This window comes from Streptomyces sp. Act143 (assembly GCF_003143935.1).
GTDB lineage: Bacteria > Actinomycetota > Actinomycetes > Streptomycetales > Streptomycetaceae > Streptomyces.
In genome coordinates this window covers 947,167-966,742 of sequence record NZ_QFRX01000001.1, presented here as the reverse complement: position 1 = coordinate 966,742, position 19,576 = coordinate 947,167, and the positions used below count along the sequence as shown (strand labels likewise).

19 protein-coding genes are annotated in these 19,576 nt (G+C 71.9%); 8 read left to right on the top strand and 11 right to left on the bottom strand.

Annotation, left to right across the window (positions count from 1 at the left end):
- Positions 1 to 121: 121 nt before the first annotated feature.
- Positions 122 to 904, bottom strand: coding sequence for a class I SAM-dependent methyltransferase (locus DI272_RS04255; protein WP_109493786.1), 783 nt, complete (start codon positions 902 to 904; stop codon positions 122 to 124).
- An 82-nt stretch (positions 905 to 986) separates the two neighbouring features.
- On the opposite strand from DI272_RS04255, the gene DI272_RS45950 reads away from it, so the two are divergent.
- Positions 987 to 1,550 carry a RodZ family helix-turn-helix domain-containing protein gene (locus DI272_RS45950; protein WP_109493785.1) on the top strand — a complete coding sequence of 188 codons (564 nt, stop codon included), beginning with the start codon at positions 987 to 989 and terminating at the stop codon, positions 1,548 to 1,550.
- A 15-nt stretch (positions 1,551 to 1,565) separates the two neighbouring features.
- On the opposite strand, the gene DI272_RS04245 is transcribed toward DI272_RS45950, so the two are convergent.
- The 3 genes from DI272_RS04245 to DI272_RS04235 all read right to left on the bottom strand — a co-directional run bounded on the left by DI272_RS04245 (position 1,566) and on the right by DI272_RS04235 (position 4,152).
- Positions 1,566 to 2,168: a ClpP family protease gene (locus DI272_RS04245; RefSeq protein WP_109493784.1), complete on the bottom strand. Its 603-nt coding sequence runs from the start codon at positions 2,166 to 2,168 to the stop codon at positions 1,566 to 1,568.
- A 1-nt stretch (position 2,169) separates the two neighbouring features.
- Positions 2,170 to 2,808, bottom strand: a complete 639-nt coding sequence (locus DI272_RS04240; RefSeq protein WP_109493783.1) for a ClpP family protease — start codon at positions 2,806 to 2,808, stop codon at positions 2,170 to 2,172.
- Between the two features lie 129 nt (positions 2,809 to 2,937).
- Complete coding sequence (locus DI272_RS04235; RefSeq protein ID WP_109493782.1) at positions 2,938 to 4,152, bottom strand: epoxide hydrolase family protein; 1,215 nt, start codon at positions 4,150 to 4,152, stop codon at positions 2,938 to 2,940.
- A gap of 120 nt (positions 4,153 to 4,272) precedes the next feature.
- Between DI272_RS04235 and DI272_RS04230 the strand changes: the two genes are divergently transcribed.
- Positions 4,273 to 4,755 (top strand): VOC family protein, encoded by a 483-nt coding sequence (locus tag DI272_RS04230; RefSeq protein WP_109493781.1) that lies wholly within the window; start codon positions 4,273 to 4,275, stop codon positions 4,753 to 4,755.
- Positions 4,756 to 4,772: 17 nt separating this feature from the next.
- On the opposite strand, the gene DI272_RS04225 is transcribed toward DI272_RS04230, so the two are convergent.
- From DI272_RS04225 to DI272_RS04210, 4 genes are all read right to left on the bottom strand, one after another.
- A complete protein-coding gene (locus DI272_RS04225; protein WP_109493780.1) occupies positions 4,773 to 5,681 on the bottom strand; it encodes an SGNH/GDSL hydrolase family protein in 909 nt (302 codons plus the stop codon).
- A 302-nt stretch (positions 5,682 to 5,983) separates the two neighbouring features.
- On the bottom strand, positions 5,984 to 7,027 hold the full coding sequence (locus DI272_RS04220) for a LacI family DNA-binding transcriptional regulator (RefSeq protein ID WP_258314460.1): 1,044 nt from the start codon (positions 7,025 to 7,027) through the stop codon (positions 5,984 to 5,986).
- A gap of 53 nt (positions 7,028 to 7,080) precedes the next feature.
- Positions 7,081 to 8,595 carry an alpha-N-arabinofuranosidase gene (locus tag DI272_RS04215; RefSeq protein WP_109493779.1) on the bottom strand — a complete coding sequence of 505 codons (1,515 nt, stop codon included), beginning with the start codon at positions 8,593 to 8,595 and terminating at the stop codon, positions 7,081 to 7,083.
- Between the two features lie 108 nt (positions 8,596 to 8,703).
- Complete coding sequence (locus tag DI272_RS04210) at positions 8,704 to 9,705, bottom strand: zinc-binding alcohol dehydrogenase family protein (protein ID WP_181387509.1); 1,002 nt, start codon at positions 9,703 to 9,705, stop codon at positions 8,704 to 8,706.
- A 143-nt stretch (positions 9,706 to 9,848) separates the two neighbouring features.
- On the opposite strand from DI272_RS04210, the gene DI272_RS04205 reads away from it, so the two are divergent.
- Both DI272_RS04205 and DI272_RS04200 read left to right on the top strand, forming a co-directional pair.
- On the top strand, positions 9,849 to 10,643 hold the full coding sequence (locus DI272_RS04205) for a VOC family protein (protein WP_109493777.1): 795 nt from the start codon (positions 9,849 to 9,851) through the stop codon (positions 10,641 to 10,643).
- A gap of 503 nt (positions 10,644 to 11,146) precedes the next feature.
- The gene (locus DI272_RS04200; protein WP_109493776.1) at positions 11,147 to 11,851 is read left to right on the top strand and encodes a ribonuclease H; all 705 of its coding nucleotides are present in this window, start codon (positions 11,147 to 11,149) and stop codon (positions 11,849 to 11,851) included.
- Positions 11,852 to 11,861: 10 nt separating this feature from the next.
- On the opposite strand, the gene DI272_RS04195 is transcribed toward DI272_RS04200, so the two are convergent.
- Both DI272_RS04195 and DI272_RS04190 read right to left on the bottom strand, forming a co-directional pair.
- Positions 11,862 to 12,686: a tyrosinase family protein gene (locus DI272_RS04195; RefSeq protein ID WP_109493775.1), complete on the bottom strand. Its 825-nt coding sequence runs from the start codon at positions 12,684 to 12,686 to the stop codon at positions 11,862 to 11,864.
- A 31-nt stretch (positions 12,687 to 12,717) separates the two neighbouring features.
- Positions 12,718 to 13,068 carry a tyrosinase cofactor gene (locus tag DI272_RS04190; protein WP_109493774.1) on the bottom strand — a complete coding sequence of 117 codons (351 nt, stop codon included), beginning with the start codon at positions 13,066 to 13,068 and terminating at the stop codon, positions 12,718 to 12,720.
- Positions 13,069 to 13,382: 314 nt separating this feature from the next.
- Between DI272_RS04190 and DI272_RS04185 the strand changes: the two genes are divergently transcribed.
- From DI272_RS04185 to DI272_RS04175, 3 genes are all read left to right on the top strand, one after another.
- Positions 13,383 to 14,597: an FAD-dependent monooxygenase gene (locus DI272_RS04185; RefSeq protein WP_109493773.1), complete on the top strand. Its 1,215-nt coding sequence runs from the start codon at positions 13,383 to 13,385 to the stop codon at positions 14,595 to 14,597.
- Positions 14,598 to 14,711: 114 nt separating this feature from the next.
- Entirely contained in the window at positions 14,712 to 16,166 is a 1,455-nt protein-coding gene (locus DI272_RS04180) for an MFS transporter (RefSeq protein WP_109493772.1), read from the top strand.
- Positions 16,163 to 16,753 (top strand): TetR/AcrR family transcriptional regulator, encoded by a 591-nt coding sequence (locus tag DI272_RS04175; RefSeq protein WP_109493771.1) that lies wholly within the window; start codon positions 16,163 to 16,165, stop codon positions 16,751 to 16,753. The genes DI272_RS04180 and DI272_RS04175 overlap by 4 nt, the downstream gene beginning before the upstream one ends.
- Here DI272_RS04175 and DI272_RS04170 read toward each other — a convergent pair.
- On the bottom strand, positions 16,750 to 18,429 hold the full coding sequence (locus DI272_RS04170) for a cholesterol oxidase substrate-binding domain-containing protein (protein WP_109500678.1): 1,680 nt from the start codon (positions 18,427 to 18,429) through the stop codon (positions 16,750 to 16,752). The two genes, DI272_RS04175 and DI272_RS04170, sit on opposite strands and share 4 nt — an antisense overlap.
- 137 nt (positions 18,430 to 18,566) lie before the next feature.
- Here DI272_RS04170 and DI272_RS04165 point away from each other — a divergent pair, with 137 nt between their 5' ends.
- The gene (locus tag DI272_RS04165; RefSeq protein WP_109493770.1) at positions 18,567 to 19,550 is read left to right on the top strand and encodes an aldo/keto reductase; all 984 of its coding nucleotides are present in this window, start codon (positions 18,567 to 18,569) and stop codon (positions 19,548 to 19,550) included.
- Positions 19,551 to 19,576 lie beyond the last annotated feature (26 nt).

Here is a 19,576-nt window from a genome sequence, read left to right as displayed (position 1 = left end):
CTCCCACGTCACGGTTCGACCAGCGGGCCACCCGCGGGTCCTCGTTCCTGCGCGTACCCCTGGTGGCGCGGTGCATGCGCGTGGCGCGCGGATGACGTGACGGACGTCACAGTGACAGCGGTCAACCTGCGGCGCGGGTGGCCGTGATCAGCTCGTGGAGGTAGCGCTTGGTGACGGTGCCGTCGTACCGGGTCTCGATCAGCCTGCGGATGCAGGTCAGCAGGCCGTCCCGGAGATCCTCGCGGAGCGCGCGGTGGCCCGAGTACGTGAGCAGGACGTCGATGTACTCGTCTGCGGTGTACGTGATGTCCTGCCGGAAGCGCTGCACGGCGACGTCCTCGAAGTCGGGGGAGTCGTCCCACTCGCGGGTGTCGGAGGGGATCTCCTCCTCCGGCAGGAGCCGCAGGTCCGGCGGGGTGGCCGGGTCCCAGCGTTCGTAGCAGCGCTGTGCGTCGGCGAAGAAGTCGACGGTGCCGCCGGCGACATGCTCGGACCCGAAGACCGCCACCCGGCCGCCGGGGCGCAGCGCCCGGGCCGCCTTCGGCACCCGCACCGCCGGATCGATCCAGTGCCAGGCGGTCGCGCACACCACGAGGTCGAAGGGCTCCGCGGGCAGCGGCCAGCTCTCGAACTCCGCCACCTGCACGTCGGCCTGGGGGAACGCCCGCAATCGGCGCCGGGCCACGGCGGCCAGCTCCCGCCCCAGTTCGACGCCGGTGACCTGGCAGCCCGTCTCCGCGAGGGGGACGGTGAGCCGGCCCGTACCCGGGCCCACCTCCAGGACGCGACGGCCGGGACCGAGGCCGGCGAGAGCCGTCAACTCGTCGATGAGATCGGGGGGATAGTGCGGGCGCACCCGGTCGTACAGCTCCGCCGACCCGTCGAACGTCTCCCGCAGTTCCATGCCCGCACCTCCACAGCCGGAATTCACCCAGGGCAGAATGCTGATCCCTTCCCAGGGCGTCCAGCGCTTTTAGGCTGGGAAGGTGAGCGAACAAGCGCCGAACCAAGCCCGCGTCGTCCCGCTGCGCCCGGCCGCCGCGCGCCCAGGAACCGCCCGCCCGGTGACCGACCGCCCCACCGCCCGCCCGGCGCCTGACGGCTCCACGGCTGCCCGCCGGGTGAGCGAGCGTCCCGTGGTCCGGCCGGTCTCCGGCGGGTCCACCGTCGTCCGGCCGGTCTCCGGCGGGTCCACCGTCGTCCGCCCGGTTTCCGGCAGCCCCGCCGATGTCGTGCCGCCCGCCAAAGAACCCCTCTGGCGAGACCTGGTCGGTGACGTCCTGCGGCGTGAACGACTCGCTCAGGAACGCACGTTGAAGGACGTCGCCGACGCCGCCCGGATCTCCATGCCCTATCTCTCCGAGGTGGAGCGGGGCCGCAAGGAAGCCTCGTCGGAGGTCCTCGCGGCCGCCGCCCAGGCCCTCGGCCTCGGCCTCGGCGACCTGCTCGCACGGGCCCAGGGCGAGCTCGTCCGGCTCACCAGCCGCACGTCCGCCGGCAGTCGCCGGGCGACGACATCGTCGTACGACGGACTCTGCCTGGCCGCCTGACGCGCACCCGGCGCCTCACACCCTCACGAGGCGCCGGCTGAGGACCTCGTCGGCCAGCCCGTACGCCACGGCCTCCTGCGCGGTGAAGACCTTGTCGCGGTCCATGTCGGCGCGCAGCGTCGCGATGTCGTGATGGGTGTGCCGCGCGAGCACCTCCTCCACCTGCGCCCGGATCCGGATCATCTCCTTGGCCTGGAGCGCGAGGTCGGAGATCATGCCCCGGCTGCCGCCGCTGGCCGGCTGGCCGAGCAGCACGCGCGCGTGCTCCAGCACGATCCGTCGCCCCGGGTCCCCGCCGGCGAGGAGCACGGCCGCGGTGGAGGCCGCCTGGCCGACGCAGACCGTGGAGATCGGCGCCTGGACGTAGGTCATCGCGTCGTAGATCGCCATCAGCGAAGTGAACGATCCGCCGGGGGAGTTGATGTAGATCGAGATCTCGTGGTCCGGCGCCGACGACTCCAGATGGAGCAGTTGCGCGATGACGACGTTGGCCACGCCGTCGTCGATCTCGGTGCCGAGGAAGATGATCCGCTCCGACAGCAGCCGGCTGAACACATCGGAGGAGCGCTCGCCGTGCGCGGTGCGCTCGACGACGTACGGAATCGTGTAGTTCGCCATGTCACAGCCCCATCCGTCGCTTCGAGGCGGCCGGGCGGACGTCCGCGAGGGACTCCAGGACCCGGTCCACCATGCCGTACTCCCTGGCCTCCTCGGCCGTGAACCAGCGGTCCCGGTCGCCGTCGCGGGCGATGGTCTCCGGGGTCTGGCCCGTGTTCTCGGCCAGCAGCCGCTCCATGGTCCGCTTGCTGTGCTCCAGGTTCTCCGCCTGGATCTCGATGTCGGCCGTGGTGCCGCCGATGCCCGCCGACCCCTGGTGCATCATGATCCGCGCGTTGGGCAGGGCGTACCGCTTGCCGGGCGCGCCGGCGCAGAGCAGGAACTGGCCCATGCTCGCCGCGAACCCCATGGCGAGCGTCGACACGTCGTTCGGGATCAGCCGCATGGTGTCGTAGATGGCGAGGCCCGCGTACACGGAACCGCCCGGGCTGTTGATGTACAGGCTGATGTCGGTGCGGGGGTCCTCGGCGGACAGGATCAGCAGCTGTGAGCAGACGCGGTTGGCGGAGACCTCGTCGACCTGGGTGCCGAGCAGGACGATCCGCTGCCCGAGCAACTGGGCGGCCAGATCGTCGTCGAACCGGGAGGGCGGGGTGTCGCCCTCCTCGGCCCGCGGCAGGAGCGGGGTGAGTGAAGTCATCGGTTCCTCCGTGCGAAGTGGTCGGGGATGCCGTCCACCTCACTGTCGGCCCCGGGGGACGCGGCCGGGGGATTTCTCTGCCGGTGGCAGATTCGCCACCGGCAGAGCAGCCCAGCAGAGCCCCTCTGATCAGGCCTTTTCGCGCAACTGCCGGAAGAACGCCCGCACGTCCGCGACCAGCAGGTCCGGCTCCTCCATCGCCGCGAAGTGCCCGCCGCGGTCGAGTTCCGTCCAGCGCACGATGTTCTCGGTGCGTTCCGCGTGCCGCCGCAGCGGGATCGAGATCTCGGCCGGGAAGACGGCCACGGCCGTCGGGGCCGCGGACGGCTCGGCCGGCCGGGCCACCCGCTCGCCCCGGGCGTGGCCGCGCTCGTAGTAGATGCGGGCGGCCGAACCGGCCGTGCCCGTCAGCCAGTACAGCATCACGTTGGTCAGCATCCGGTCCCGGTCGACGGCCTCCTCCGGGTACCGCTCCGAGTCCGTCCACGCCTGGAACTTCTCGACGATCCAGGCGAGTTGGCCGACCGGTGAGTCGGTCAGGGCGTAGGCCAGGGTCTGTGGCCTGGTGGACTGCAGGATCGCGTACCCGATCCCGTCGCGCGACCAGTCGCTCCACCGGCGCCAGGACTCCCGTGTGCGCTCCCGCTCCCCGGGGCCGAGCGCGGCGAGCTCCTCCTCGGTCGGCTCGTGGGTGGCCTGCGCGCCCATCAGCAGATTGAGGTGCACGCCGACGACCCGGTCGGGGTACGCCCGGCCCAGCTCACGGGAGATCGCCGAACCCCAGTCGCCGCCCTGCGCCCCGAACCGGGCGTAGCCCAGCCGTCGCATCAGCTCGGCCCAGGCGTGGGCGACCCGGCCCGGCTCCCAGCCGGTGTCCGCGGGCGGCCCGGAGAGCGTGAAGCCGGGAATGCTCGGCAGGACGACGTGGAAGGCGTCGGCGGGATCGCCGCCGTGGGCCACGGGATCGGTCAACGGGCCCACGATGTCCAGGAATTCGACGATCGAACCGGGCCAGCCGTGCGTCACGATCAGCGGGACGGCGTCCGGTTCGGGGGAGCGGACGTGGGCGAAGTGCACGGTCGTGCCGTCGATGACGGTGGTGAACTGGGGCCACTCGTTGAGCCGTGCCTCGGCGGCCCGCCAGTCGTAGGAGTGCCGCCAGTGGTGGACGAGGTCGCGCAGGTAGTCCGCCGGGACGCCGTACGCCCATCCGGTCGCCGACAGGTCGTCGGGCCAGCGGGTGCGGTCGAGGCGGGCGCGGAGGTCGTCGAGGTCGCTCTGCGGGATGTCGATGCGGTAGGGCCGGATGCTCTCCGTGCTGCGGTCCGTGCGAGCTGACGTCATGGTTCGGATGCTAGGGCCGACGCGTCGGCCGTTCGAGGCTGCCGGTGGCGTGAGCGATGAGTTTCGCGGCATGGATCAGTCGACCCCCATGACAGCGGATCCACGCCCCAGGAGGTACTCATGGCGACCGACGGTTTCACCACGTGTCTCTGGTTCGACGGCCAGGCCGAGGAGGCCGCCCACCACTACGTCTCGATCTTCAAGAACTCCAGCATCGGCTCCATCGCCCGGGTCAACGAGGCGGGCATGGGCGAGCCCGGTTCCGTGATGGCCGTGGACTTCACGGCCAACGGTCACAAGTTCGTCGCGCTGAACGGCGGACCGCAGTTCAAGTTCACCGAGGCGGTCTCCTTCCAGCTCTTCTGCGAGAACCAGGAGGAGATCGACTACTACTGGGCCGAGCTCACCGAGAACGGCGGCGAGCCCGGCCCCTGCGGCTGGCTGAAGGACAAGTACGGCGTGTCCTGGCAGATCATCCCGGACAACCTGATGGACATGGTCAACGACCCCGACCCGGCGAAGGCGACCCGGGTGACCAAGGCGTTCATGGCGATGGGCAAGTTCGACAAGGCGGAGCTGGAGCGGGTCTACGCGGGTGAGTGAACAGCGGGCGCGTGCGGTCAGGGCGACCGGGTTCCCGCGGCGATCGTCCGGGTGATCTCCCGGGCGATCCGCAGGATGCCGGGTGAGCGGACCGGGCAGGGCTTCGGCGTGGCCGTCGTGGGTGCCAGACAGAAGTGCAGGTAGTCCTTGTCGAGGTGCAGGGCGGTCCGGTCGCGGCCCGGCTGGGTGCAGTAGTCCGGGTGCTCGTGCTCGTAGGCGTCGCACGGCAGGTACTGCACCCAGGCGTAGCGGTCCCCGGCCGCGCTCACCCGGGCCCCCGCGTCCGCGACGACGTCCCCGGACGCCGCGGCCTGCTTCGCGTACAGCTCGTTGACCCGCCGGACCCGGTCCGGGGTGATCGGGTCCGGGCCCTGCGCGACCCACACGATCCGCGGCCGTACGGCGCCGCCCGCGGCGGCGATCTGCTCGGTCAGCCGGGCCATGTCGGCCCGGTAGCGCTTGTAGTACGTCGTGGGGTCGCCGGCGTGGGTGATGCCGTCCATGCACCAGGTGTAGCCCCACGCGTTGCCCCAGAACTGGAGCACCACGAAGTCCGGGTGCAGCGCCCGCACCAGCGCCGCCGCCTTGTCGCCGTCCGGTACGAGGGACTTGGCGCCGGTGCCCTCCAGGTAGTCGCAGACCGTCGTCCCCGAGTACGGCCGGCTCGTGTAGGCGGCGCGCAGCTCCCGGCGCAGCTCCTGACCGAGCACCTTCTGCGCCTCCATCGCCAGGGAGTCCCCGAGATACAGCACCTTCGGCGCCCGGACCGGCGCGCTGACCGTAGCGCTGGGGCTGGCGGCGGCGCGCTGGTGCGTGGTGACAACGGCCGGCGACGGCGGGGCCGCCTCCGGCCCGGACTCCGGGTCCCCGCACGCACCGAGCAGCGCGGCGGCCAGCAGCACTCCCACGATCCACGGCTTGCGCATACGGCAACTCCCGCCACGCCCACGGAAAACGGCTCCCCAGGCAAGCACAGGCGGGCAGCAGGGGGAAGACGTCCGCCGGTCACCGCCGGGCGTCGTTCGCAGGGGTGGTGCCGGGCGAGGGCGCTCGACCTGCCGGCCCCCGAGGTCACCCTCGGCGCGGTCGTGATCGCGGCGCGTCCGGGCCACGGGCACGGGACCTGACGGGGCCAGTCCGGCACAGCGGTGCGCGACCGTTTGGCCGTGCGATCGGTCCACGCCAGTCCGTGCGAGCGGTCCGCCTCGGTCCGTGCGAACGGTCCGCGTCAGTCCCTGTCTCGGGCCGGGCCGCCCGTGGATTCCCGCGCCACCACCGTGTACGGGCCGACGAACTCCTCCGGCTCCGGGCGGGACGCGGGCTGTTCGATGCGCCGGACCAGGAGGCCGACGGCCCGTGCGGCCATCGCGTCGTGGTCGGGGTCGACGGTGGAGAGGGAGGGGACCAGGAAACCGCTCTCCGTGACGTTGTCGAAGCCGATCACCTTGACCTGGTCCGGCACCCGGACCCCGGCATCGGCCAGGCCGCGCAGCACGCCCATGGCGACGGTGTCCGTCACACAGAACACCCCGTCGACATCGAGCCCGCTCTCCACCAGCTCGTGGGCGCAGCGCGCCCCGTCGGCCATGGACAACGCCGCCACGCGCCGCCGCAGGCCGGGGTCCAGGGGCAGACCGGCCTCCAGCAGAGCCTCCTGGTAGCCGGCGTGCCGCAGGCTCGACACGTCGACCTCCTCGCCCACCGCGCCGCTCACGAACGCGATACGCCGGCAGCCCCGTTCGATCAGGTGCCGGGTGGCCGCGCGGGACGCCTCGACATTGGGCATCGCGACATGGTCCACGGGACCGCCGAAGATCCGCTCCCCGAGAATGACCACCGGGTGGTCCATGACCAGCCACTCGGCGTCCTGCGGTCCCATGCCGACCGTGCTGAGGATCAGGCCGTCGTAGAGGCGGTTGCGGGACAGGGCCAGCGCCTCGAGTTCGGTCTCGCGCAGGGCGGAGGTCTGCTCGATGGCGACCCGCAGGCCGTGGGGGGCGGCCGCGGCGATGATCGCCGCGGCCAGCCGGCCGTAATACGGACGGTCGATCTCCGGGACGGCGAGGCCGATCGTGCCGGTCCGGCCCTTGCGGAGGTTGCGGGCGGAGAGGTTGACGCGGTAGTCGAGCCGCGCCATGGCCGCGAGGACCTTCTCCCGCGTCGCCGCGCTCACCTTGGGGTGACCGTTGATGACGTTGGACACCGTCATCGCCGAGACCCCGGCCGCGCGCGCCACGTCCTGCATGGTCGCCATGTACACCCCCGGTTCCATGGTGCCGACTTCGTCCGGGGACCATTACTACACCGCCGCCGCGGTACGGCTCATCAGGCCAGTGGGGCGCGGACGGTGACGAACGAGTGCGGTGGCAGGGTCAGGGCGAGGCCCCGGTCGTGCGTCCTGAGGCCGTCGAAGGGGCGTGGGCTGACCGCCTCCGGCGCGCCCGGGGTGTTGTGGTCCTGGAGACGGCCGGCCGTCAGGATGCGTGCGGTCGGCTCGCCGAGGCTCCCGCCGCGAAGGTCCAGGGTCACCTCGGCGGGCTCGTCGGCGTCGAGGTTGGACAGGGAGACGAGGACCGTGCCGTCCTTGACGCTGGCGGAGGCGGAGAGCGTCCGGAGTTCCGTGTCCCCGGCGGTCCGGCGGGCGTCGCCGCGCAGATGGACGGCGAGTGACGCGGCGTCCTGGTGCCCCTTGTTCATCTCGAACACGTGGTACGTCGGGGTCAGGACCAGCGCGTCCCCGTCGGTCAGGACCATCGCCTGCAGGACGTTGACGGTCTGCGCGATGTTGGCCATGTGCAGACGGGCGGCGTGCTTGTGGAAGATGTCGAAGTGGGTGCCGGCCACGAGCGCGTCCCGCAGGGTGTTCTGCTGGAAAAGGAAGCCGGGGTCGGTGCCGGGCTCGACGTCCCACCAGGTGCCCCACTCGTCCAGCACCAGGCCCACGGTGCGGCCGGGGTCGTAGACGTCCATGACCGCGGAGTGACCGGCGATGATCCGGTCGATCCGCTGCGCCGCGGCCATCGTGCGGTAGTAGTCCTCGGTGTCGAAGGACGTGGCGCTGCCCTTCGCCTCCCACGGGCCGGACAGCGTGTAGTAGTGGAGAGAGATGCCCTGGAAGAAGCTCTTCGGGGTGGCCTCGCAGCCGAAGCAGCTGATCTGCTGCATCAGCGTCTCGGTCCACTTGTAGTCGTCGTCGGAGGCGCCCGAGGCGATCCGGTACAGCTTGTTGTCGCCGTGGTCGCGGCAGTACGTGGCGTACTGCCGGGCCAGGTCCGCGGAGTACTCGGCGCGCATGTTGCCGCCGCAGCCCCAGGTCTCGTTGCCGATGCCCCAGAACCTCACCCGCCAGGGCTCCGCACGGCCGTTGGCCTTGCGCAGCCGCACCATCGGGCTGTCGCCGTCACGGGTGAGGTATTCGACCCACTCGCTCATCTCCTGCACGGTGCCGGAGCCGACGTTGCCGTTGATGTACGGCTCGGCGCCCAGGAGTTCGCACAGCGCCATGAACTCGTGGGTGCCGAAGTGGTTGTTCTCCTCGACGTTCCCCCAGTGGGTGTTGACCATCCGGGGCCGCTCCTCGCGCGGCCCGATGCCGTCCTTCCAGTGGTACTCGTCGGCGAAACAGCCGCCCGGCCAGCGGAGGTTGGGGATGTCCAGGGCGCGCAGCGCCTCGACGACATCCAGCCGGATGCCTCCTTCGTTGGGGATCGGCGAGTCCTCTCCGACCCAGAACCCGCCGTAGATGCAGCGGCCGAGGTGTTCGGCGAAGTGGCCGTAGAGGTGGCGGCTGATCGTCGGGCCCTCGATGTCGAGGTTGATGACCGCGGTGACGTCTGACACTTGATGCGCTCCAGGACGAGGCCGTGTTTATCGTTAAACTGGCCTACCTGTACGACCTGAGTCAAGAGGCCGTACTTCCAGTCCGCCGCCGCCTCGGCCCCGCCCGCCTCACCGGTCCGGACCGTTGACCAGCACCGCCGCCCCCTCGAAACGCCCCGCCTCCAGATCCCGCAATGCCTCGTCGGCCCGCTGCATCGGATAGGCGTGCGTGGTGGCGCGGACACCGTGACGGGCGGCCAGGGCCAGGAACTCACGCGCGTCCTCGCGGGTGTTGGAGGTGACGCTGCGCAGCTGCTTCTCGTAGAACAGCTCGCTCTCGTAGCGCAGCGACGGGATGTCGCTGAGGTGGATGCCGGCGACCGCCAGCGTCCCGCCCCGGTCGAGGGCCCGCAGGGCCACCGGGACCAGCTCGCCGGCCGGGGCGAACAGGATCGCGCTGTCCAGCGGCTCGGGCGGCGCCGCGTACGCGTCCTGCGCGGAAGCGGCTCCCAGGGCGAGCGCCAGCCGTCGCGCCGCCGCGCCCCGCGTCAGCACGTGCACGGTGGCACCCTCGGCGAGCGCGACCTGGGCGCACAGATGGGCGCTGCCGCCGAACCCGTACAGCCCGAGCCGTCCGCCCGGCGGCAGCGCGGCCCGGCGCAGCGCGCGGTAGCCGATGATGCCCGCGCACAGCAGCGGCGCCGCCGCCGCGTCGTCCAGGCCGGAGGGGAGCCGGTGGGCGAACGCGGCCGGGACGGTGGTGTACTCGGCGTAGCCGCCGTCGGCGTCCCAGCCCGTGTACCGGGAGGCCGGGCAGAGGTTCTCGGCGCCCCGCAGGCAGTACGCGCAGGTGCCGTCGGTCCGGCGCAGCCAGGCCACGCCCACCCGGTCGCCCACGGCGAATCCGCCCGCCGCCCGCGCCACCACCCCGACGACCTCGTGCCCCGGTGTCACCCCGGGCCGGCGTACCGGCAGGTCTCCCTCGGCGACATGCAGATCGGTCCGGCACACCCCGCAGGCGGTCACCCGCACGAGCAGTTCGTCGTCCGCCGGCTCCGGCACCGGCTTCTCGACCCACCGGAGGGGCCCCTCCCGCACCGGCCCCGGCCGCACCACGGACCACGCGCGCATCGTTCCGGCTGTCATCCGGTTCCCCCTCTCACGGAAGGCCTCTTTCCAGTCTGAAACGGACCGAACCGTTCGGCGCGCGCCCCGGCAGACGGGTGGCTAGCGTGAGAAACCGGACCACCACCGACTCGGAGAGGGCCGCAGCCATGGCCGTACAACCTGAGGGAACCCCCTGTTGGGCCGACGCGATGTTCAGTGACGTGGAGGGAGCGAAGACCTTCTACGGCGACGTCCTCGGCTGGACCTTCGGCGAGGAGTCGTCGGAGTACGGCAACTACACGCAGGCCTACGCGGACGGCAAGGCGGTCGCGGCGGTCGTGCCGCCCATGCCCGGCCAGGAGGGCCAGGCGCAATGGTGCCTGTACCTGGCGAGCCCGGACGCCGCGGCGACCGCCGCCAAGATCCGGGAGAACGGCGGCGAGGTCCTGATGGAGCCCATGGCGGTCGGCGACTTCGGCACGATGTGCCTGGCCCGCGATCCGGGCGGCGCCGTGTTCGGCGTCTGGCAGGCCGGCGTCCACGAGGGGTTCGAGGCCGTCGGCACGCCCGGCGCGTACGCCTGGGCGGAGATCTTCACGCGGGACCCCGAGAAGGTGGACACGTTCTTCCCGGCCGTCTTCCCGTACTCCGTCAAGCAGATGGAGGACGACGCGATGGACTTCCGCATGTTCGACGTCGGCGAGAACACGGTGCTCGGCCGCATGAAGATGACGGAGGAGTTCCCGCCGGAGGTCCCGTCCTACATCAACGTCTACTTCGCGGTCACCGACTGCGACGAGGCGGTGGCCAAGGCCACGAAACTCGGCGGCACCCTGCGTTTCGGGCCCATGGACAGCCCCTTCGGCCGCTTCGCCGCCCTCAGCGACCCGCAGGGCGCGAGCTTCTCGGTGATCGACATGACGACGACGCAGGGTGAGATGCCGAAGATCAGCGAGGTGTGAGGAGGGAGGGGGGCGCGGCCCTCTGGGGCGGAGGGGCGGAGTGCTCTCCTGGGCCTGTGGGGCACTGTGCCTCTCGGCGCGAGAGCCGGCGCGTCCCTGGGGCTGGGAAGCAGCACGCGCCTTCCGGCCCGGAGGGCGGTGTGCCCCTCTCGGCCCGAGGGCCGGCGTGCTCGCGAGCCGAGGGAGGGGCGTCGCCCCCTGAGCCCGGCGGCCTGCGTGGCCCCCGGGCCTCGTACGCCGGCGTGCCCTCTGAGCTCGGGGCCGTGCTCCCTGAGATCGGAGTTCGGCGTGCCCCCTGGGCCCCAAATGCCGGCGTGCCCTCTGAGCCCGGAGCCGTGCCCCCTGAGCCCCGAGTTCGGCGCGGCCCCCTCTGGGCCGAAATGCCGGCGTGCCCCCAGGCCCGATGCGCGACGGAGTGACCGTCCCGGTGACGGGCGAGGTCACCGGCCTGATGGCCGGCGAGGTCACCGGCCCGATGGCCGGTTGGTCCGGTAGGTCGTGGCATGATCGGGGGCATGCGTGAACGTGTGGTGGCCGCTTGCGACGGCGCTTCCAAGGGAAACCCCGGACCGGCCGGCTGGGCCTGGGTCGTCGCCGACGAGGCGGAGACCCCGGCCCGCTGGGAGGCGGGGCCGCTGGGCAGGGCCACCAACAACGTCGCCGAACTGACGGCGCTGGAACGCCTGTTGACCGCCGTGGACCCGGACGTGCCGCTGGAGATCCGGATGGACTCCCAGTACGCCATGAAGGCCGTCACCACCTGGCTGCCCGGCTGGAAGCGCAACGGCTGGAAGACGTCCGGGGGCAAGCCGGTCGCCAACCAGGAGTTGGTCGTGCGGATCGACGAACTGCTCGACGGCCGTTCCGTCGACTTCCGCTACGTCCCCGCCCACCAGGTCGACGGCGACCGCCTCAACGACTTCGCCGACCGCGCCGCCAGCCAGGCGGCCACGGTCCAGGAGCCCGCGGGCAGCGACCAGGGTTCGCCCGAGCCGCCGCCGTCGCCGGACACTCCGAAGACCGCCCGCCCCGCCAGGGCCAAGTCTCCCCGGCGCAGCGGTGGTTCGGGGTCCGCCTCGTCGTCCCGCACGATCAAGGCGAAGTTCCCGGGCCGCTGCCTGTGCGGGCGTTCCTACGCGGCGGGTGCGGACATCGCCAAGAACGACCAGGGCTGGGGTCACCCCGAGTGCCGTACGGCAGGGGCCTGACCCCGGGCGATCAGTCCGTGTCGAACGTGTAGTGCGCCCGGTGGTCCAGCAGATCCGCCGGGCGCACGTCGTTCCACGGCTTCATCGTCTCGTCCCGGTCGACCACGTTCGGCGTCCCGCCGACCGGCAGGTAGCCCGAGCCCGGGTGCCTGCGCTGCCACTCGGCCCACAGTTTGTCGACGTAGGCGTGGTGCAGCCAGAACACCGGGTCGTTGGGGGAGACCCCGGTCGCCATCTGGCCGCCGACCCAGACATGCACCCGGTTGTGCAGGTTGACCCCGCGCCAGCCCTCCAGGTGGTTGCGGAAGCCGTCCGACGCGCTGTTCCAGGGGGCCATGTCGTACGTCGCCATCGCCAGCACGGAGTCCACCTCGGCCCGGGTCGGCAGCTCGCGCACGGAGGTGCCGAGCGAGCGGCGCAGGAACGTACGGCCGTCCACCCGTACGGAGATGGGCCAGTTGCCCGTCGACGCGGCGAACGGCCCGTCCATCACCTGGCCGTCCCGGCTGCGCCCCGTGCCGCCGAGGAAGTCCGGCGCCCACAGCGAGGCGCGCGGCGAGCGGTCCGTCGACCAGTCCCAGTACGGCAGCGCGACCGAGGCGTCCACCGACTGCAGCGCCCGCTCGAACTCCAGGAGGTATCTGCGGTGCCAGGGCAGGAAGGACGGTGAACGGTGGCCCGTACGCTCGCTGTTGTCGGTGTCGGACATGATGAACGCGTTGTGCGTGGTGACGAAGGCGTCGTAGCGGCCGCTGCGCTTCAGCTCCAGGACGGCGGCGACGAACCGCCGCTTCTCGTCGGCGGTCAGGCTGGCCTGGTTCTTGCGGACGGTCATGTGTGGTGCTCCAAAATGCTTACGGGGTGGGTCAGTTGGCCGGGAACGGGACGAGGGACGCGCCCTGCAGCTCGTCGACGGCGGCGCGTGCGGCGGCCTTCGGCGTCGGCACCGGGTCGTAGTGGCTGACGACGCTGATCCAGCTGCCGTCGGCGTTCCGCATCACGTGCAGTTCCACCCCGTCGATGAACACGGCGTAACCGGCGCCGTGGTGGTGACCGCCCGCCGGGGCCGGGCGGCCCTGTATCCGGCGGCCCTTGTAGACCTCGTCGAAGGTGTCGGGGGAGTGGTGGTCGTGGGCCGATGCCTGCGGGGTGACGGCGACCGCGGTGGCGACGGCGGCCGCGGCGGCGAGGGCGTGACGCCGGGTCAGTTCGGGCACGGGGGCTTTCCTTTCGGACAGGTGTGCTGGGTGACCCCGTATGCCTATCGGTGCTGAAGAGGCATCTGCGACCGGTTGGCTGCGATCCGGACAATTCCCGATATCCGGTGCAGGTTTGAACGAAAATGATCTTGCTGCGCGGAGGGGGTGGCGGGCCCCGGAGGGGGAAATTCCGCTGCCCGGCCCCCGTCTTCCGCGTGATCTTTCCTGTGCGCGCGCCTCGCCGGTGACCTGCCTCACCTGCGGAAGCTGACGCAAAGCCCTGCTACCCTGCGTCGTCAAATGACCGCTCTGAGTGATTCCCAGGGGTACGCGTGAAGGTCGCCTGTGTCGGCGGCGGGCCCGCCGGCCTGTATCTGTCGATCCTGCTCAAGGTGCAGGACCCGTCCCACGACATCACCGTCTACGAACGCAACCCCGAGGGTTCGACCTATGGCTGGGGCGTCACCTACTGGCGCGGACTCCTCGACAAGCTGCACGAACGCGACCCCGAGTCGGCCCGTGCCGTCGAGGAGCACTCCGTCCGCTGGGACCACGGCGTCGCCCATGTCCGGGACCTGGCCACCCGCCAGCACGGCGACGAGGGCCACGGCATCGGCCGCCACCGCCTCCTGGAACTCCTCGCCGGCCGCGCCCGCGAGCTGGGCGTCCGCCTGGAGTTCGAGCACGGCGTCACGCCGGAGGACCTGCCCGCAGCCGACCTGGTCGTGGCCGGTGACGGCGTCCACAGCGCGCTGCGCACCGCGCACGCCGAGCACTTCGGCACCGAGCTCAGGGCCGGCCGCAACCACTACATCTGGCTCGGCACCACCAAGGTCTTCGACGCCTTCACCTTCGCCTTCGTCGAGACCGGCCACGGCTGGATCTGGTGCTACGGCTACGCATTCGGCCCCGACCGCAGCACCTGCGTCATCGAATGCGCTCCCGAGACCTGGTCCGGCCTCGGCCTGGACCGGGCGGACGAGGGCGAGGGCCTGATCCTGCTGGAGAAGCTCTTCGCGGACGTCCTCGACGGCCACGGTCTCATCGGCCGGCCCTCGGCCGACGGCAGCGCCCAGTGGCTGAACTTCCGCACCCTGACCAACCGCACCTGGTCCCGCGGCAACCTCGTGCTGATGGGCGACGCCGCCCACACCACGCACTACTCCATCGGCGCGGGCACGACCCTCGCCCTGGAGGACGCCATGGCCCTGGCGGAGGCGCTGCGCGAGCACGCCGCACTGCCCGACGCCCTCGCCCGCTACGAGCGACGGCGCAAGGCGGAACTCCTCTCCGTCCAGAGCGCCGCCCGCTACAGCGCCCAGTGGTACGAGAACCTGCCGCGCTACATCCACCTGCCCCCGCAGCAGATGTTCGCCCTGCTCGGTCAGCGCCACTCACCGCTGCTGCCGTACGTCCCGCCCCAGTTGTACTACCGGATCGACCGGGCGGCGGGGCAGCTGGAGGCGCTGCGCCGGCTGAAGCGCTGGCTGGGGCCGAAGATCGCGCGGAACGTGCACGCGCGGGCGCTGAGCTCCCGCAAGGACTGAGGTTTCGCCCGAGGGGCGAGCGGCAGTCGGGGAATTCTCTGGGTGAATGGCCATTCACCGGCTAGGGTGAATGGCCATTCACCCCTTCTTTCTTTGTGACCCGCTGGAGCGCCGATGGACGGACCTGCCCCGATACCCCGCCCGCTGCGCGACCGGCTGACGGTCCCGGTGCTGGCCTTCGGCGGCATCCTCATGGCCGTGATGCAGACCGTGGTCGTCCCGCTGCTGCCCGACCTGCCCCGGCTCACCGGGGCCTCGCCCGGCACCGTCTCCTGGATGGTCACCGCGACCCTGCTCTCCGGAGCCGTCCTCACCCCCGTCCTCGGCCGGGCCGGGGACATGTACGGCAAACGGCGGGTCCTCATGGCGGCGCTCGCACTGATGGCCGTGGGGTCGGTGCTGTGCGCCCTGTCCTCCGACATCCGGGTGCTCATCGCGGCCCGCGCCCTGTCCGGCGCCGCCTCCGCCGTCGTACCGCTGTCCATCAGCATCCTGCGCGACGAACTCCCGCCGGAGCGGCGGGGGAGCGCCGTGGCGCTGATGAGCTCGACCGTCGGCATCGGCGCCGCGCTGGGGCTGCCGCTCGCCGCGGTGATCGTGCAGTACGCCGACTGGCACACCATGTTCTGGGTGACCGCGGCCCTGGGGGCCATGGGCGTCGGCGCGGTGTGGTGGGCGGTGCGGGAGTCGCCGGTGCGCGAGCCGGGCCGGTTCGACGTGCCGGGCACGCTGGGGCTGGCCACCGGTCTGGTGTGCCTGCTGCTCGGGGTGTCGCAGGGCGGGCAGTGGGGGTGGGGGAGCCGGCGGATCGCCGGGCTGTTCGCGGCGGCCGTGCTCGTCCTCGCGCTGTGGTGGTGGCAGCAGTTGCGGGCCGAACGGCCGCTGGTCGACCTGCGGTTGGTGTCCCGGCCGCGCGTCGGGCTGTCGCACGTGGCCGCGCTGCTCACCGGGTTCGCCTTCTACGCCAACTCGCTCGTCACCGCTCAGCTGGTGCAGGCGCCGGAGGCCACCGGCTACGGGCTCGGGCTGTCGATCGTGCAGACCGGTCTGGTGCTGCTGCCGGGCGGTCTCATCATGCTGCTGCTCTCGCCCCTCTCCGCCCGGATCTCGGCCGCCCGCGGGCCGCGCGTCACCCTGGCCCTGGGGGCCGCGGTCATCGCGGCGGGGTACGCGGTGCGGATCGCCGACAGCCGCGACCTGTGGATGATCATGGTGGGCGCGGCGGTCGTGGGCACCGGCACCACCCTGGCGTACTCGGCGCTGCCCACCCTCATCCTGCACGCCGTCCCGGCCGGACAGACCGCGTCCGCCAACGGCGTCAACGTCCTGATGCGCACCATCGGACAGGCCGTGTCGAGCGCCGCCGTCGCCGCCGTCCTGGTCCGGCACACCAGCCCCGTGGGCGGCCTCCCGGTGCCCACCCTGCACGGATATCTGCTGGCCTTCGGCATCGCGGGCGTCATCGCCCTGCTGGCCGGCGCGACCGCGCTCTGCATCCCCGGCGACCCGGCGAAGGACGGCACCCGGCGCGCCAGGGGAGCCCGGAAGGAGGCGGTGAAGGGAGTATGAGAGCCGTGAGCACCCCACCCACCGCCCCCGACGCGACGCCCGCACGCCGGGACGCCGAGGCCACCAAGGCGGCGATCCTCAAGTCGGCCCGCTATCTCCTGGCCCGGCACGCCCACGCCGACATCACCCTCAAGGACGTCGCCGAACGCGCCGGGGTGAGCCCGCCGTTGATCCTCAAGTACTTCGGCAACAAGGACGCCCTCTTCGCCCGCGTGATGTCCTTCGAGGCGGACGCGCGGGCCCTGCTGGACGCCCCGCCGCACGAACTGGGCCGGCACATGGTGCGGCACGTCCTGGAGAGCCAGCGCGAGCGCGGCGCCGACCCGCTGCTGCGGATCGCGTTCGCGCCCCTGCACGGCGCGCAGGGCGACATCCTGCGCGCCAACTTCCGTACCCAGGTGACCGAACACCTCGCCGCCCGCCTCCCCGGCCCCGACGCCGGCCTGCGCGCCGAACTGGCCGTCGGCACCCTGCTGGGCCTGGGCGTGATGTACGGCATCGCCCGCGGCCCGCACCTGAGGGAGAGCGCGATCGAGGACATCGTGAACCGCTACGCCCCCGTGGTCCAGGCCCAGTTGACGCCCTAGCCGAACAACCGGTCCAGAAAGGCGTTCCCGAACACCTCGTGCGGATCGAGCCGGTGCAGGATTCCCGCCGCCTGCCCCCAGGCCCCCTCCCCGAGCGACCCCGGCACCACCGCGTTGAGCACCTCGTCGTCGTCCCACACCGCGTCCTCGGTGTAGGCCCACCCCTTGGACCACTCCACCCGGCTGAGGGAGTCCGTGCCGTCGTGGCGGTCCAGCAGGAACCGCTCGATCTCCCGCAGGAACATCTCCGCGTACGGCGTCCCCGGCAGCGTCAGGATGTCCAGCCAGACCGCGGTGTCCCACTCGGGATGCCCGGCGTCGGGCCGCAGCGCGGACAGCAACGGGGCGCGGGCGCCGTCGAGTTCGGCGTCGGCCGGGTCGTCCAGGCCCGTCACCCGGATCTCCACCGAGCCGTTGACCGGGAACCGGCCGAGCGCGGCGTAGGCGGCCAGCCGCTCCCGGTAGAAGGCGGTGAACCCGGCGACGACGTGCTGCACCCGGTCCCGCCGCGTCAGCACCGCGTACCCGTTGGCGTTGACCCGCAGCGTGGTCGGCCTCAGATAGAGCAGCGTGTTCTTGGACGGCCCCCAGATGTCGGCCGACAGCGTCGCCACCAGCCCGAGCGCGGCGGCGTCGTACTGCGCGTTCCCGAGCACCGGCGCCAGATACCAGGCCGCGTCCGACACCATCCGCCCCGCGATGTCCGCGACCGGTGTGGGGACGTTGTCGGAGAACGGGTAGTTGTACGGCGTCGTCACGCGCCGCGAGGTGAGCGGCTTCGCCGGCTCGACACTCCACACCTTCAGCCACGGGAACTCCGTGAAGGCGAACCAGATCGCCTCGACCCGCCCGGCCTCGTCGAGCCGGCTCGCGAGCGTGCGCCCGTCGCCGCCGGGAGGGGCGAAGAGTTCCGCGGCCGGGATGTCCGTGCGGCTCACGCACCGCAGGTTGCTGTTCGCACCCACCCGCAGCACCACCTCGGTGACGAGGGTCCGCCCGAGGTGGGTCAGCAGGGCCGCGGCGTCGGACTCGGACCGGTCGTACGTCCGCAGCACATACGCTCCGCTCGCCTCGTCCCACACCACCGCCGTCACGCTCAGCAGCCGATTGCTCAGCGAGCCGTACGTCTGACCCGGCAGCCGCTCCTCGCCCCGCGCCGGTACGGCGGTGCCGTGCGCGTCGATCGCCAGGGCGCCGCCCAGGGTGAGGTCGCCGGGGGCGGGGCAGGCGGTGACCCCGAGACCGTGCCCCTCCAGGAAGGTCAGCAGGGCCTCCAGCGTGACGCCGCTGCCGGCCCGCACGGCATGCGGTGACTCCAGGGCCAGGCCGGTCAGATGCGTGGCGGTGTCCACCAGCAGGACGGGGGCGTCGGGCGGTGTGCCCTCCGTGAGGGTCAGCGGGGACCAGCCGTGCGAGGAGCCCCGGCCGCGCACCCGCCAGCCGTTCCGCCAGGCCCAGTTGACGACGGCGACCACCTGGCCCCCGTCGGCCGGGGCGCAGGCCCACAGGCCGACCGCGGTGATCTCCCCGGCCCAGTTCCGGTAGGCCGAGCGGTAGAGGGCCACGTCCGCGGGGAAGTCGGGCAGCTCCCGCGCGGCCACGGCCGGGTCGGCCGGCAGCAGGGTCAGCGCGGCGGCGCTCAGGAGGAAGCTTCGGCGGGTCCAGTTGTCCGTCACGGGCACAAACTAGGGGCCGACCCGGCAGAGAGCGCTTGCTCGCCGATTCTCCTCACTCGTGTGAGTGAAGGATTCACGGGTGGCGCCCCGGAGGGGCCCGTTCCGCGCGAGGCGATGACAGATGACAGACTGACGCCATGGACGAGCGCACTTTCGGCAGGTTGGGTCAGCAGGCATCGGTCGTCGGTCTCGGTACGTGGCAGCTGGGTGCCGACTGGGGAGACGTGGACGACAAGGAAGCCCTTTCGGTGCTGGAGGCGGCGGCCGAGTCCGGCGTCACCTTCTTCGACACCGCGGACGTCTACGGCGACGGCCGCAGCGAGCAGACCATCGCCACGTTCCTGCGCAGCCGCCCCGATCTGCACGTGTTCGTGGCGACGAAGATGGGCCGCCGCGTCGACCAGATCCCGGAGAACTACGTCCTCGACAACTTCCGCGCCTGGAACGACCGTTCACGGCGCAACCTCGGCGTCGACCGCCTCGACCTGGTGCAGCTGCACTGCCCGCCCACGCCCGTCTACTCCAGCGACGAGGTCTTCGACGCCCTCGACACCCTCGTCGCGGAGGAGCGCATCGCCGCGTACGGCGTCAGCGTGGAGACCTGCGAGGAGGCTCTCACCGCGATCGCCCGGCCCGGCGTGGCCAGCGTGCAGATCATCTTCAACGCCTTCCGCATGAAGCCGCTGCGCGAGGTGCTCCCCGCCGCCCAGGAGGCGGGCGTCGGGATCATCGCCCGGGTGCCGCTGGCCTCCGGTCTGCTGTCGGGCAAGTACACCAAGGACACCGTCTTCCCCGAGAACGACCACCGCACCTACAACCGGCACGGCGAGTCCTTCGACGTCGGCGAGACCTTCTCCGGCGTCGACTACACGACGGGCGTGGAGGCCGCCGCCGAGTTCTCCGCGCTCGCCCCCGAGGGATACACCCCGGCCCAGCTCGCCCTGCGCTGGATCATCCAGCAGCCCGGTGTCACCACCGTCATCCCGGGCGCTCGCAACCCGGAGCAGGCCCGCGCCAACGCGGCCGCCGCCGCGCTGCCCGAGCTGTCCGCCGAGACGCTCACCGCGATCCAGGACATCTACGACCGGCGCGTCAAGGACCAGGTGGAGCACCGCTGGTAGCCCCGTGAGGGCGGGTGACCCGGCTG

Coding starts and splice junctions, on each gene's coding strand:
- DI272_RS04255 (WP_109493786.1), bottom strand. CDS start 904: ATGGAACTGCGGGAGACGTTCGACGGGTCGGCGGAGCTGTACGACCGG.
- DI272_RS04245 (WP_109493784.1), bottom strand. CDS start 2,168: ATGGCGAACTACACGATTCCGTACGTCGTCGAGCGCACCGCGCACGGC.
- DI272_RS04240 (WP_109493783.1), bottom strand. CDS start 2,808: ATGACTTCACTCACCCCGCTCCTGCCGCGGGCCGAGGAGGGCGACACC.
- DI272_RS04235 (WP_109493782.1), bottom strand. CDS start 4,152: ATGACGTCAGCTCGCACGGACCGCAGCACGGAGAGCATCCGGCCCTAC.
- DI272_RS04230 (WP_109493781.1), top strand. CDS start 4,273: ATGGCGACCGACGGTTTCACCACGTGTCTCTGGTTCGACGGCCAGGCC.
- DI272_RS04225 (WP_109493780.1), bottom strand. CDS start 5,681: ATGCGCAAGCCGTGGATCGTGGGAGTGCTGCTGGCCGCCGCGCTGCTC.
- DI272_RS04220 (WP_258314460.1), bottom strand. CDS start 7,027: ATGGAACCGGGGGTGTACATGGCGACCATGCAGGACGTGGCGCGCGCG.
- DI272_RS04210 (WP_181387509.1), bottom strand. CDS start 9,705: ATGCGCGCGTGGTCCGTGGTGCGGCCGGGGCCGGTGCGGGAGGGGCCC.
- DI272_RS04205 (WP_109493777.1), top strand. CDS start 9,849: ATGGCCGTACAACCTGAGGGAACCCCCTGTTGGGCCGACGCGATGTTC.
- DI272_RS04200 (WP_109493776.1), top strand. CDS start 11,147: ATGATCGGGGGCATGCGTGAACGTGTGGTGGCCGCTTGCGACGGCGCT.
- DI272_RS04195 (WP_109493775.1), bottom strand. CDS start 12,686: ATGACCGTCCGCAAGAACCAGGCCAGCCTGACCGCCGACGAGAAGCGG.
- DI272_RS04180 (WP_109493772.1), top strand. CDS start 14,712: ATGGACGGACCTGCCCCGATACCCCGCCCGCTGCGCGACCGGCTGACG.
- DI272_RS04175 (WP_109493771.1), top strand. CDS start 16,163: ATGAGAGCCGTGAGCACCCCACCCACCGCCCCCGACGCGACGCCCGCA.
- DI272_RS04165 (WP_109493770.1), top strand. CDS start 18,567: ATGGACGAGCGCACTTTCGGCAGGTTGGGTCAGCAGGCATCGGTCGTC.